The organism is Micromonospora sp. NPDC023814 (genome assembly GCF_040639595.1).
GTDB lineage: Bacteria > Actinomycetota > Actinomycetes > Mycobacteriales > Micromonosporaceae > Micromonospora.
This window is the reverse complement of the sequence record NZ_JBFAAF010000022.1, coordinates 24,867-37,526: the sequence shown is the minus strand read 5'-3', so window position 1 is coordinate 37,526 and position 12,660 is coordinate 24,867. Positions and strand designations below refer to the sequence as shown.

General features: G+C 73.3%; 13 protein-coding genes. 6 read left to right on the top strand and 7 right to left on the bottom strand.

The genetic code is table 11. The features are described from left to right. Position 1: 1 nt before the first annotated feature. Complete coding sequence (locus AB0G14_RS14475) at positions 2 to 730, bottom strand: SDR family oxidoreductase (protein WP_357697344.1); 729 nt, start codon at positions 728 to 730, stop codon at positions 2 to 4. Positions 731 to 824: 94 nt separating this feature from the next. Here AB0G14_RS14475 and AB0G14_RS14470 point away from each other — a divergent pair, with 94 nt between their 5' ends. Beyond that, on the top strand, positions 825 to 1,079 hold the full coding sequence (locus AB0G14_RS14470) for a hypothetical protein (protein WP_357697342.1): 255 nt from the start codon (positions 825 to 827) through the stop codon (positions 1,077 to 1,079). Positions 1,080 to 1,106: 27 nt separating this feature from the next. Next, positions 1,107 to 1,796 carry a hypothetical protein gene (locus tag AB0G14_RS14465; RefSeq protein ID WP_357697340.1) on the top strand — a complete coding sequence of 230 codons (690 nt, stop codon included), beginning with the start codon at positions 1,107 to 1,109 and terminating at the stop codon, positions 1,794 to 1,796. Between the two features lie 338 nt (positions 1,797 to 2,134). Here the strand turns inward: AB0G14_RS14465 and AB0G14_RS14460 are convergent, their stop codons facing one another. Genes AB0G14_RS14460 through AB0G14_RS14450 form a run of 3 tightly spaced genes read right to left on the bottom strand, consistent with a single transcriptional unit; the run spans position 2,135 to position 5,628 of the window. Next, positions 2,135 to 3,172, bottom strand: coding sequence for a nitronate monooxygenase (locus AB0G14_RS14460; protein ID WP_357697337.1), 1,038 nt, complete (start codon positions 3,170 to 3,172; stop codon positions 2,135 to 2,137). A 26-nt stretch (positions 3,173 to 3,198) separates the two neighbouring features. Further along, positions 3,199 to 4,197: a cytochrome d ubiquinol oxidase subunit II gene (gene cydB, locus AB0G14_RS14455; RefSeq protein WP_357697335.1), complete on the bottom strand. Its 999-nt coding sequence runs from the start codon at positions 4,195 to 4,197 to the stop codon at positions 3,199 to 3,201. A gap of 15 nt (positions 4,198 to 4,212) precedes the next feature. Beyond that, positions 4,213 to 5,628, bottom strand: coding sequence for a cytochrome ubiquinol oxidase subunit I (locus AB0G14_RS14450; RefSeq protein ID WP_357697459.1), 1,416 nt, complete (start codon positions 5,626 to 5,628; stop codon positions 4,213 to 4,215). A gap of 194 nt (positions 5,629 to 5,822) precedes the next feature. On the opposite strand from AB0G14_RS14450, the gene AB0G14_RS14445 reads away from it, so the two are divergent. The 4 genes from AB0G14_RS14445 (at position 5,823) to AB0G14_RS14430 (ending at position 10,029) form a co-directional block, all read left to right on the top strand. After that, positions 5,823 to 6,599, top strand: coding sequence for a lysophospholipid acyltransferase family protein (locus AB0G14_RS14445; RefSeq protein ID WP_357697333.1), 777 nt, complete (start codon positions 5,823 to 5,825; stop codon positions 6,597 to 6,599). A gap of 484 nt (positions 6,600 to 7,083) precedes the next feature. Next, positions 7,084 to 7,851, top strand: coding sequence for a glycerophosphodiester phosphodiesterase (locus AB0G14_RS14440; RefSeq protein ID WP_357697331.1), 768 nt, complete (start codon positions 7,084 to 7,086; stop codon positions 7,849 to 7,851). 17 nt (positions 7,852 to 7,868) lie between these two features. After that, complete coding sequence (locus AB0G14_RS14435; protein WP_357697329.1) at positions 7,869 to 9,257, top strand: MFS transporter; 1,389 nt, start codon at positions 7,869 to 7,871, stop codon at positions 9,255 to 9,257. A gap of 58 nt (positions 9,258 to 9,315) precedes the next feature. Next, a complete protein-coding gene (locus tag AB0G14_RS14430; protein WP_357697327.1) occupies positions 9,316 to 10,029 on the top strand; it encodes a thymidine kinase in 714 nt (237 codons plus the stop codon). Positions 10,030 to 10,033: 4 nt separating this feature from the next. On the opposite strand, the gene AB0G14_RS14425 is transcribed toward AB0G14_RS14430, so the two are convergent. The 3 genes from AB0G14_RS14425 to AB0G14_RS14415 form a co-directional block, all read right to left on the bottom strand. Then, positions 10,034 to 10,492 (bottom strand): hypothetical protein, encoded by a 459-nt coding sequence (locus tag AB0G14_RS14425; protein WP_357697325.1) that lies wholly within the window; start codon positions 10,490 to 10,492, stop codon positions 10,034 to 10,036. 142 nt (positions 10,493 to 10,634) lie between these two features. Continuing rightward, entirely contained in the window at positions 10,635 to 11,282 is a 648-nt protein-coding gene (locus AB0G14_RS14420) for a response regulator transcription factor (protein ID WP_350705562.1), read from the bottom strand. Next, positions 11,279 to 12,235, bottom strand: a complete 957-nt coding sequence (locus AB0G14_RS14415) for a HAMP domain-containing sensor histidine kinase (RefSeq protein ID WP_357697322.1) — start codon at positions 12,233 to 12,235, stop codon at positions 11,279 to 11,281. Before AB0G14_RS14415 ends, AB0G14_RS14420 begins: the two co-directional genes overlap by 4 nt. Positions 12,236 to 12,660: the final 425 nt, after the last annotated feature.

The window sequence follows — 12,660 nt, the reverse complement described above, 5'->3', positions numbered from 1 at the left end:
GCTACAGGCCGCCGGCGACGCGTAGGACGGTGCCGGTGGTGTAGGTGGCGTCGGGGCCGAGGAGCCAGGCGATGGCGGCGGCGACCTCGTCGGGTTCGCCGGGGCGGCCGAGGGGGATGCGGTCGGCGGCGGTGTCGGGTCGGTCGGGTTGGCCGGACAGGGCGTGGATGTCGGTGCGGATGATGCCGGGGGCGACGGCGTTGACGCGGATGCCGCGGGGGGCGAGTTCCTTGGCGAGGCCGGTGGTGAGGGTGTCGGTGGCGGCCTTGACGGCGGCGTAGTGGACGTACTCGCCGGGGCTGCCGAGGGTGGCCGCGGCGGAGGAGACGTTGACGATGGCGGCGCCGCTACCCATGCGGCGGGCGGCCTGCTGGGCGCACAGGACGTAGCCGACGAGGTTGACGTCGACGACGTGGCGCAGGTCGGCCGGGTCGAGGTCGACGAAGGCGCCGATGGGGCTGGTGACGCCGGCGTTGTTGACCAGGCCGGTGATCGGGCCGAGGTCGGCGGCGGCGTCGAACAGGGCGGCGACCCGCTCGGGGTCGCGGGTGTCGGCGGGCACGGCGAGGCCGCGTACGCCGGTGGCGTGGAGGTCGGCGAGCACCTTGTCGGCGGCGTCGCGGTCGCGGCGGTAGCCGAACACGACGTGGTGGCCGGCGTGGGCGAGGCGGCGGGCGGTGGCCGCGCCGATGCCGCGGCTGCCGCCGGTGATGACGGTGACAGGATTCAATGCGCCTCTCCCCTGCCGTGGCTGCTGGGCCGACGTTACCGCGACCGGCGCGCCTGATGCGGGAGGGGAAGGTCACACGCGGGCGGTGGTGGGTGTGGGTGTGGGGGTGGGGGCGGGGGCGGGCGGCCCGGACGGCGTGGTGGCGGACCGGTTCGGGGTGCGGCGGCGGCTGCCGCTGGGCGCGTTGAGCACGCGGCCGATGACGTTCGTGATCGGCACGGACCGGCGGGTGATCGGGGTGGTCCACAGTGGACATAGCATGAACGCGCACGCCGACGCGGCGCTGCGGGCGCTGGGGGGGGTGATCTCGCGCGTGTCGGGGCCGGCTGGTATCAAGGCAGGCGTCTGAACAGGTGTACGAGGGAAGAGGTTGCTGATGGGTGGCGCTGGCCAGGGGTTGTCCGACGAGGACGTGCGCACCATCCGGGAGGCGTTGGCGGCAGGGCGGAAACCGAAGGTGGTGTTCACCGCGTCGGCGGGCCAGATCGCCGGGCAGGTGGGGCAGGTGGTGGAGCTGACCGACCCGGCGGCCTCCGACGAGTTCGTGGTGGTCCGGTTCGGTCGCGACGAGTTGCCCTTCTCCCCCGCTGACGTGGCGGTGGCGCCGCGCGGCGTGGGCCGCAAGGTGGCGGAGCCGCAGCCGGAGCCCGAGCCGGCGCCGGTGCCGGCGGAGCCGGAGTTCGTGTTGGACCGGGCGCCGGTGCCGGCGCCGCGGGAGCAGCGGGAGGAGCCGAAGGTGGAGACGGCGGAGGCGAAGCCGGCGCGGCGGCCGGTGAAGGCGGCGAAGCCGAAGGGCCCGACGGGGCTGACGGTCACGCTGGCGTACGCCGACGGCGAGTGGACGGTCGCGGCGCAGCAGGGCAGCAAGTCCCTGGCGAAGCCGTACGTGGTCAAGCCGGCGGAGGCGCTGCGGATGGTGGCGCTGGTCGACGTGCCGGGGGTGCACGAGGCGGTGGAGCAGATCATGGCGGCGGAGCGTGCCGAGGCGGAGCAGCAGGCGGAGAAGCTGCGCGCGGAGTTGGCCGAGATCGAGGCGCGGCTGGCGGAGTTGCGCGAGGCGCACTGAGCGGTGGGCGCCGGCGGGGCGGGTGGCGGTGGCGCCGTCCGTCCCGCCGGCGTTTCGCCGGTCGGTGGCGCTGCCGATGGTGTGCGAGGAGTTTGCCGAGCAGGCGGGTGAGCTGGTCGCGTTCGGTGGGAGAGCAGGGTGTCCTGGACGCCGGCGAGGGTCTCCCCCATGCGCTGGAGTTCGCGCCACCCTGTGGACGTGATGGTGATGACCGCAGCGGGCACGCCGAGCTGGCGGCGACCGGGAACGGCACCCCCGCCGCGGCGTGACCCGCGCCGGCCACGGCCCGGCCCGGGTGCGCGGGTCGTGCCGGACACGGCCCCGCCGGCGCCGCCCGGTCAGAGCGTCGCGGTCAGCCGTTCGACCACGACGGCGGCGGGGCCGGTGGTGGCGTGCCGGTAGCCGGTGCCGGCCCACAGGTGCACCCGGTCCGCGTGCCCGGCCGCGGCCGCCGCCGCGCGCATGCCCCGGGTCAGGTGGTGCAGCTCCGGATAGCCGAGCGGCGCGACGGGCTCGTACCGGTCGATGAAGGCGTTGCGCAGCCCGCGCGCCGGCCGGCCGGTGAAGGCGCGGGTGAGCACGGTGCCGGTGCGGGCCGGGTCGGCCAGGGCGTCGCGATGGGTGCGGCTGGCCCCGCTCTCGTCGGTGCGTAGCAGCAACGTTCCGACGGCCACCGCGGTGGCGCCGGCGGCGACCAGGTCACGGACGTCGTCGGGGCCGGCGACGCCGCCGGCGGCCACCACCGGCAGCCCGGTGGCCCGGAGCACGTCGTGGACCAGGGGTCGGGTCGAGGTCGGCGGGGCTGGCCGGTGCGGGGTGTGGGTGCCGCTGTGCCCGCCGGCCTCGGTGCCCTGGGCGACCAGCCCGTCGACGCCCAGCTCGCGTGCGGCGAGCGCCTCGTCCACCGAGGTCACCGTGACCAGCACCCGGGTGCCGGCGCGGCGCAGCGCGGTCACCGCCGCCGGGTCGGGCAGCCCGAAGGTGAAGCTGACCACCGGCACCGGGTCGGCCAGCAGCAGGTCGATCTTGTCCGGCCAGTGGTCGTCGTCGTGCACCAGCGGCGCGCCGGCCAGGTCGAGCCCGTACGGTGCGCCCTCGGCGGCGATCTGGTGGGCGTACCGACGGAAGGTGGTCTCGTCGATGTCGCGGGGGCCGGGCACGAACAGGTTCACCCCGCACGGTGTGCCGGTGGCGCGCAGCTCGGCCAGCTCGGCGGCGACTGCCTCGGGGGTCTTGTAGCCGGCGGCGAGGAAGGCGAAGCCGCCGGCCGTGGCGACGGCGCGGACCAGGGCGCAGGTGGTGGCGCCCCCGGCGAGCGGGGCGGCGACGACCGGCGTCGCGCTGCCGAGAAGGTCGGTCCACGCGTCGCCGGTCACCGCCTCACCCTAGTCCCGGGGGCCGGTCAGTGCTGCGGGATGTGGGCCACTCCGATGCGCTTGCGGAACACCCAGTACGTCCAGCCCTGGTAGGCCAGCACGATCGGGGTGAACACCACCGCCACCCAGGTCATGATCTTCAGGGTGTAGGGGGTGGAGGCGGCGTTGGTGGCGGTCAGCGTCCCGGCCGCGTCCAGGGTGGACGGCAGCACGTTCGGGAACAGCGCCGCGAACAGCGTCGCCACGGCCAGGCCGATCGCCACGGCGGTGCCGGTGAACGCCCAGCCCTCCCGGCGTACCCGGGCGGCGGCGAGACCGCCGAGCAGGGCCAGCGCCGCGCCGACGGCGAACACGGCGGCGGCCGTGCTGGAGCGGATGGTCAACGTCCAGGCCAGGAACGCCACCGCGAGCACGGCGGTGGCCACGCCCAGGCGTACCGCGAGCGCGCTGGCGCGCTCGCGGACGTCGCCCACGGTCTTCAGCGCGACGAACACCGCGCCGTGGGTGAGGAACAGCGCCGCGGTGGTCGCGCCGCCCAGCAGGGCGTACGGGTGGAGCAGGTCGAGCAGGCCGCCGACGTACTCGTGGTCGGCGTCCAGCGGCACGCCGCGCAGGATGTTGGCGAACGCCACGCCCCACAGCACCGCCGGCACGAGCGAGCCGACGAAGATCGCCGTGTCCCAGCGCCGCTTCCAGGACGCCTCGGGGCGCTTGTGGCGGTACTCGAAGGCGACGCCGCGGGCGATCAGGGCCAGCAGGATCAGCAGCAGCGGCAGGTAGAAGCCGGAGAAGAGGGTGGCGTACCACTCGGGGAAGGCGGCGAACATCGCGCCGCCGGCGGTGATCAGCCACACCTCGTTGCCGTCCCAGACCGGGCCGATGGTGTTGATCAGGACGCGGCGTTCCCGGTCGTTGCGGCCGAGCACGGGCAGCAGCATGCCGACGCCGAAGTCGAAGCCCTCCAGGATGAAGTACCCGGTGAACAGGACCGCGACGAGCAGAAACCAGATGGTGGTGAGTTCCACGGTGGGCTCCGGTGATCAGTAGGCGAAGGCGAGCGGGCGCTCGGCGTCGTCGTCGGTGTCGTCGGTCTCCGGTGCCGGTTCGAGGTCGGGTACGCCGGCCTTGGCGTAGCGCAGCAGCAGCTTGACCTCGATCACGGCGAGGGTGGCGTAGATCAGGGTAAAGGCGGTGAACGAGGTGAGCACCTCGGTCAGCGACACGCTGCGGGACACGCCGTCGCGGGTGAGCATCTCGCCGAAGACGATCCACGGCTGGCGGCCCATCTCGGTGAAGATCCAGCCGAAGGAGTTCGCGGCCAGCGGCAGCAGCGGCATGGCCAGGCCGGCGCGCAGCAGCCACTTGCTGGTCGGGGTGCGGCCCTTGCGCTGGCTCCAGAGCACCAGCAGCGTGATCGCGGCGGCCGCCAACCCGAAGGCGATCATGAAGCGGAAGCTCCAGTAGGTGACCGGGATGATCGGGGCGTAGTTGCCGGCGCCGTACTGGGTGGCGTACTGGGCCTGCAGGTCGTTGATGCCCTGGACGGTGCCGTTGGGGTCGCCGGTGCCGAGGAACGACAGCAGGTACGGGATCTTGAGGGCGAACAGCTCGCGGCTGCCGTCGAGGCTGCCGACGGTGAGCACGGAGAACGAGGCGGGGCTCTCGGTGGTGTAGAGGCCCTCGGCGGCGGCCATCTTCATCGGCTGAACCTCGGTCATGATCTTGCCCTGGATGTCGCCGGTGATGATCACGCCGGCGGTGGCGACCAGGGTGACCCAGGAACCGAACTTGGCGGCGAACCGGTAGGCCGGGGTGTCGGCCGAGTCGCGGTTGCGGATCAGGTGCCACATGGCGACCGCGACCAGCAGCGAGCCGGCGACCAGGAACGCGCCGGCGATGGTGTGCGGGAAGGTGACCAGGGCGACCTTGTTGGTCAGCACGGCGAGGAAGTCGGTGAGTTCGGCACGGCCGGTGTCGGGGTTGATCCGGTAGCCGACCGGGTTCTGCATGAACGAGTTCGCCGCGAGGATGAAGTACGCGCTCAGGTTGGTGCCGATCGCGGCGGCCCAGATGGCGGCCAGGTGCAGCCGCTTGGGCAGCCGGTCCCAGCCGAAGATCCACAGGCCGATGAAGGTCGACTCCAGGAAGAACGCGACCAGCGCCTCGATGGCGAGCGGCGCGCCGAAGATGTCGCCGACGAAGCGGGAGTAGTCGCTCCAGTTCATGCCGAACTGGAACTCCTGCACGATGCCGGTGACCACACCCATCGCGAAGTTGATCAGGAAGAGCTTGCCGTAGAACTTGGTGAGCTTCAGGTACTTCTCGTTGCCGGTGCGGTGCCACATGGTCTGCAGGATCGCCACCAGCACGGACAGGCCGATGGTCAGCGGTACGAAGAGAAAGTGGTAGACGGTGGTGACACCGAACTGCCAGCGGGCGACGTCCAACGCGTCCACCAGAAACCCCCAGCTGTGCATACTACGAGACGTAGTAAATACTACTTCCCGTCGTAGAGGAATGGGCAGGGGCGGGGGGCCCTAACCGACCCGGGACCAATGACCCTGATCACCTCTGCCGAACGCCCCGGCGGTCGCCGAACCGGCGCCCCCGCCCCCGCCGCCCGGTCCGTGCGTGCGACCATTGCCGGCTGATGGACACCGCCCACCCGACGTGGCAGCCCCCGCTGATCTGGCGCGCCGCGCAACTGCTCGCCCGCGTCGTCGTCGCGCTCGTGGCCCGCCTCGAGGTCAGCGGGGGCGTGCCCGAGGCGCTGCGCCGGGGCCCGCTGATCCTGGCCGCGAACCACATCAGCCCGTTCGACCCGGTCGTTCTCGCCGCCGCCTGCCGGGCCCGGGGCGTCGCCCCCCGGATCATGGCCACCGGCGGGCTGTTCCGCACCCCCGTCATCGGCACCGCGATGCGCCGCGCCGGGCACATCCGCGTCGACCGGGGTACCAGCGCCGTACACCAGGCCCTCGACGACGCCGCCGCGGCCGTCGCCGGCGGCTCGGTGATCCTGGTCTACCCCGAGGGTCGCATCGGCCTGGACCCCGGCATGTGGCCCGAACGCGGCAAGACCGGCACGGCCCGCCTCGCCCTGGCCTGCGCCGCGCCGGTGATCCCGATCGCCCAGTGGGGGTCGCACGAGGTGGTGCCCTACCGCGCCCCGAAGGGTCTGCTGCGCGGCGTCGCCCGCGCCATGTGGCGGCGCCCCGTGGTCCGGGTGCACTTCGGCGACCCGGTCGACCTGGGCGACGTCACGCCCGTCACGCCCGGCGCGGCCCGGCGCGCCACCGACCGGATCATCGACGCCATCACCGACGGCCTCGTCCCGCTGCGGCCCGACGAGCCCGATCGGCCCCGCCACGTCGACCCCGGCCGACCCGCCGACACCAGCCGCTCGCACCGCCGTCGCCCCACGTCCTGAACCCGAGTCTCGTCCCGGCCGCAGCCGGAGCACGCGCCGCCCGCCACCCCCACGCGCCGCCCGCCTTGTCGTGCGGACCTGTCCTGCCACCCGAATCGTCACTGAGCGCACAGGCGGTCACTCCCCGCTGGAGTACCCCTGTCGGCCCTTTGCTCTGCACCCATCGATGCGCCAGCTACCGAGAGTGAGACCCGTGGGCAGCGGCCATCACCAGGCCCCGGGAGAACCCGCAGGCCAACGGGGTGGTGCACATAGGGCTGCAGAGCAAAGGGGCAGAAGCGGCACTCGCCCGGACCTGACACCCCGCACGCTGAGTAATTCGTGGCGGCGTGACAACCTGTGACCGAACGGCCGGCGCGACCGTGGGTTCGGCGCACGCCCGTGGGGCTTGCGCGGCGTCCGCCCCGGGAAGCGGTCCGCACCGGCGATCAACGGTCACAGGCTGGTCGCCGCGCGGCAACCGGAGACCGGCATACTGCGTCGCGTGCTGACCGGTCACCCCTACCTCGACGCCCCCGCGCCGCTGGCCTTCGCCCACCGCGGCGGCGCCGCCGAGGGCGACGAGAACACCGCCGCGGCGTTCGCCCGCGCGATCGGGCTCGGCTACCGGTACGTGGAGACCGACGTGCACGGCACCGCCGACGGCGTGGCGGTGGTCTTCCACGACGCCACCCTGACGCGGGTCACCGGCGAGCCGGGGCGCATCGCCGACCTGCGCTGGGCGGACCTGGCCTCGGTACGCGTCGGCGGTGCCGCCGTGGTGCCCCGCCTCGACGAGGTCCTCGACGCCTGGCCCGAGGTCCGGTTCAACGTCGACGTCAAGGCCGACGGCGGCGTCGACCCGACCGTGGCCACCCTCGCGCGCGCCAACGCCGGCGACCGGGTGCTGCTCGCCTCGTTCAGCGACGCCCGGCTGGCCCGGCTGCGTGCCAGCACCGGGGGCCGGATCGCCACCAGCCTCGGCATGCGCGGGGTGGCCCGGCTGCGGATGGCCTCGCTGACCGGCCGGGCGCTGCGGCTGCCCCCGTCGGTCGTGGCCGCCCAGGTGCCGGTGCGCTACGGGCGGGTGCGTGTGGTGGACCGCCGGTTCCTGCGCTACGCCCACCGACTCGACCTGCAGGTGCACGTTTGGACGATCGACGAACCTGCCGATATGCACGAGTTACTTGATCTTGGAGTGGATGGCATCATGACCGATCACGTCGGCGTGCTGCGCGACGTCTACCGCAGCCGCGGCCACTGGGCCGCCTGAGCGCCGAAGGACCCCCGATGGCCGAGACCGCCACCCCCACGGTCGGCGACACCCCCGCCCCGGCGAGCACCCGCCGTGAACGCACCGGCTGGTACCTCTACGACTGGGCGATGTCCGCCTTCTCCACCACCGTGATCACCGTGTTCCTCGGCCCGTTCCTGACCACCGTCACCGAACTGGCCGCCGGCTGCGAACTCGGCGCCGACACCTGCTCCGGGTACGTGTACCCGCTGGGCATCAAGGTCGCCGCCGGCTCGTACTTCCCGTACCTGGTGTCGCTGTCGGTGTTCCTCACCGTGTTCGTGCTGCCCGTCATCGGGGCGGTCGCCGACCGGTCGGCGCACAAGAAGCGGTTGCTCGCCGCGGCGGCCTTCACCGGCGCCGGCGCCACCGTCGGCATGCTCTTCGTCACCGGCGACCGGTACCTGCTCGGCGGGCTGCTGTTCCTCGTCGCCAACATCGCCTTCGGCGCCGGCGTCGTGGTCTACAACTCGTTCCTGCCGCAGCTCGGCGGCCCCGACGACCGCGACGGCATCTCCAGCCGCGGCTGGGCCCTGGGCTACCTCGGCGGCGGCCTGCTGCTGGCACTCAACCTGGTCGCGGTCAGCATGCTCGGCGAGGAGGGCAACCACCAGCGCACCCTCGACCTGGCCCGCTGGTCGATCGTGTCCGCCGGGCTGTGGTGGGCGGCGTTCACCCTGGTTCCGCTGCGCTGGCTGCGCGAACACCCCACCGCCGCCGCGCTGGCCGGCGGCAACCCGGTCACCGACGGGTTCCGGCAGCTCGGCCGCACCCTGCGGGAGATCAAGGCGTACCCGCTGACGCTGTTCTTCCTGCTCGCGTTCCTGGTCTACAACGACGGCATCCAGACCGTCATCGCCCTGGCCAGCCAGTACGGCACCGAGGAGCTGAAGCTCGGCCAGAGCACCCTGATCGTGACCATCCTGCTGGTGCAGTTCCTCGCCTTCGGCGGCGCGCTGCTGCTCGGCGCGCTCGCCAAGCGCATCGGCGCCTGGAAGACAGTCCTGATCAGCCTGGTGCTGTGGACCGGGGTGATCCTCGGCGCGTTCCGGCTGCCCGCCGAGGCGCCGCTGCCGTTCATGGTTCTCGGCGCGGCCATCGGCCTGGTGCTCGGCGGCAGCCAGGCGCTGAGCCGGTCGCTGTTCAGTCAGCTCATCCCCGCCGGCAAGGAGGGCGAGTACTACGGCTTCTACGAGATCAGCGACAAGGGCACCAGTTGGCTCGGCCCGCTGGCCTTCGGCCTGGTGTTCCAGCTGACCTCCTCGTACCGGGTCGGCCTGGTCTCCCTGCTCATCTTCTTCGTCGTCGGGTTCCTGCTGCTGCTGGCCGTGCCGATCCGCCGCGCGATCGTCGCCGCCGGCAACACCCCGCCCCGGGTGCTGTGAGGCAGCGCGGACCGCACCGACCGGATCGGGGGACGTCGATCAGCTAGGCTGCCCGACCGTGACCGACCACGCCGCCGCCCCGACCTGTCTGGCGCGCCCGCCGCTGGGCCCCGACGACTCCCCCGCCGGGTGCGCCGCGGCGCGGGGCGTGGACGGGCGTCCGCTGCACGCCGCGGCGTTGAAGTTCTTCTGGGGACCGATGGACTGCGGCAAGTCCACGATGGCGCTGCAGATGAACCACAACCACGCCCGGCAGGGCCGCCGTGGCCTGGTCACCACCCGCATCGACCGCTCGCTGGGCCCGCAGGTCACCACCCGCATCGGGCTGGCCCACGAGGCCGTCGAGGTCACCGACGACCTCGACCTGCGCACGCTGGTGCGCGACACGTGGGCCGAGGGGGTCCGCGTCGACTACCTCATCTGCGACGAGGCCTCCTTCTACAACCTCGAGCACATCGAGCAGATGGCCGAGCTGGTCGACAGCTACGACGTCGACGTGTACGCGTTCGGGCTGGCCACCGACTTCCGGTCCTGCCTGTTCCCGGCCGCGCAGCGGCTGTTCGAACTCGCCGACGAGGTGGCCCGCATCCAGGTCGAGGTGCTCTGCTGGTGCGGCCGGGAAGGGCTGCTCAACGCCCGGGTGGTCGGCGGGCGGGTCGTCCGCGAGGGCGAACAGGTCGTGATCGGCGACACGGTGGACAGCGCCGAGGTGCGCTACCAGGTGCTGTGCCGGCGGCACTACCGGGCCGGTGAGCTCGGCCCGCGCCGCTGACACGTCAGTACGGGTCGCCGCACACCCGCCAGTCGCCGCCCTCCCGCACCACCGACAGCTTCCGCTCCTCGGTCAGCCCGCTGTCGCGGGTCAGCCGCACCGTCACCGTGCCCTGCGGGCGGCCGCCGCGCGTCGCCACCGACACGTCGAGGATCTCGTAGCCGCTGACCACCGGCGGCGTGCGCAGCCAACTGGTGAACCCGATCGGGCTCCACCGGGTGCGCGCGTCGGCGCAGAGCCGGTCGTACGCGCCGTCGGTGTCGCCGGCGGCGACCGAGCGCAGGAACCCGTCGGCGGTCTCCCGCACCGGGCCGCTGGCCTGCGTGACCACCTGCACGTTCCAGGCGCCCAGCCCGGCCACCCCGACGCAGCACAGCAGCACGGCGACGCCCGCGAACACCAGCCCGGTGCGCATCGGGCGGCGCCGCCGGGCCGGCCGGCTCCACGGCTGCTCAGCGCCCACCCGTCGACCGTAGAGAACCGGTGGGGCCGCCCGCAGGAAAAGTCGACCCGGTCCGGACGGGCACCGCGTCGTCCATCGTCGGCGCGCGCCCCGCGAGCCCGCCGGCGCGCCCACCCGGAAGGGCCCGCTGCGCCGGGCCGGCTCACGGCTCGATGAGGCCGGCCCGGATGGCGTAGCGGGTCAACTCGAGCCGGTCCCGGAGGCCGAGCTTCTGCAGCAGGTTGGCCCGGTGTCGTTCGACGGTCTTGACGCTGATGAACAGCAGGCGGGCGATCTCCTTCGACGAGTGGCCCTCGGCGACGAGCTTGAGGATCTCCTCCTCGCGTTCGGTGATGGCCCGGGCGGGCAGGCTCTCGCCCCGGGCGGTGCGTTCCAGGTAGGTGCGGATGAGGGCGTTGATCGCGCCGGGATAGAGGAACGGCTCGTCGCGTACGGCGGCGCGACAGGCCTCCACCAGGTCACGGTCGGCGACGGACTTGAGCACGTAGCCGTTGGCGCCGACCTTGAGGGCCTCGAAGAAGTACTGCTCGTTGTCGTACATCGTCAGGATGAGGATGCGCAGGTCCGGCTGCTGCCGGGACAGCTCCCGGGCCGCCTGCAGGCCGGTCATCCGGGGCATGGCGATGTCGAGGATGGCCAGGTCGGGGCGCTCGGCCTGGGCCAGGGCGACGGCCTCCGCGCCGTCGCCGGCCTCGGCCACGACCGTCAGGTCCGGTTCGCTGTCGAGGATGAGCCGGACCCCGCGGCGCACCAGGGCGTGGTCGTCGGCGAGCAGGATGCGGGTCGTCACGGCCGGCCGTCCCGGTCGGTCAGTGGCACCCGCAGCCGCACCTCGGTGCCGCCGGCCGGGCCGGGGGTCACGGCGAGCGGGGCGCCGATGAGCAGGGCCCGCTCGCGCATGCCACGGATGCCGGCGCCCTCGGCCGCGTCGCCGATGCCCCGGCCGTCGTCGCGGATCCGCAGCTGCACGTGGCCCGGCTGAGCGGCCAGGGACATCTCGACGGTGGTGGCCCTGGCGTGCCGGACGGTGTTGGTGAGGGCCTCCTGGGCGACCCGGTAGATCACCAGTTCGGCCTCTCCGTCGAGGGCCGGCAGGTCCGCGCCGAGGTGCTGGCGCACGGCCAGCTCGGTGTGCCCGGTGACCTCCGTGACGAGCGCCTTCAGGGCACTGGTCAAGCCGAGTTCCTCCAGCACCCCGGGGCGTAGCCGGCGGGCGATGCGGCGGATCTCGTCGAGGCTGTCGCGGGTGGTCTCCTGCACCTGGGCGAGCTGCGCGCGAACCGGGTCGGGCGCGTGACGGGCCACCTGTTTCAGTTCGAGCAGGACCGCGGTCAGCGTCTGGCCGACCTCGTCGTGCAGCTCCTGGGCGATACGGCGGCGCTCGGCCTCCTGGGCGGACAGGGCGGCGGCCGCGCTGGTCGCCCGTTCCGCCTCCAGACGGTCGATCATGGCGTTGAAGGCGCGGATCAGCTCCGCGATGCCGGCCTGCCCGGCCGGGACCGGGCGCGGCTCGGGCTGGAGCAGGTCGATGGTGGTCATGGCCCGGGTCAGGCGGCGCAGCGGCGCCAGGCCGACCCGCAGCAGTGCGGCGTTGGCGACCAGCATCGCGGCGAGGCCCACGGTCAGGACGACGGCCTCGGTGAGCAGCACCGGGGTGGACACCGTGACCGGGCCGAGCAGCAGCAACGTGGCGGTCACGAGGACCGCTGCGTTGAGCAGGAAGATCCGCCAGAACAGCGACACGACGACGCCTCCCTTCCCGGCCCTGGTGCCCCGCCGGCCCGCGCCGACATCGGCAATTGTCCGCGGCCGGCGGGCGGCGGGTGGTCACGCTTTGCAGCGGTCCGCCTCTTCATGATCCAGCCTGCCCGGCGGCGCCCGTGGTGTAAATGCGTGCCCGCACCCATTTGGCCGCCGCGACCTGCCGCGACGTGCGCCGGGCAGGGCCGCCCGCCCGGGGCGACGGCGGCAAATGGGTGTCAGCCCCGATGTCGGCCCGCACCGGGCGAATGACCATGAAGACAGGCCCGGACCGCTCGGGCCCTACCCCTGCGCACCCGGATGCACCGCCTGCCGGTGCGCTGCCCCGTTGCGCCGAACCCCTCCTGGGAGGACCCCGTGAACCGTCACCTGGTGCTGTCAGCACCCGTGCCACCGGAAGCCGCGAT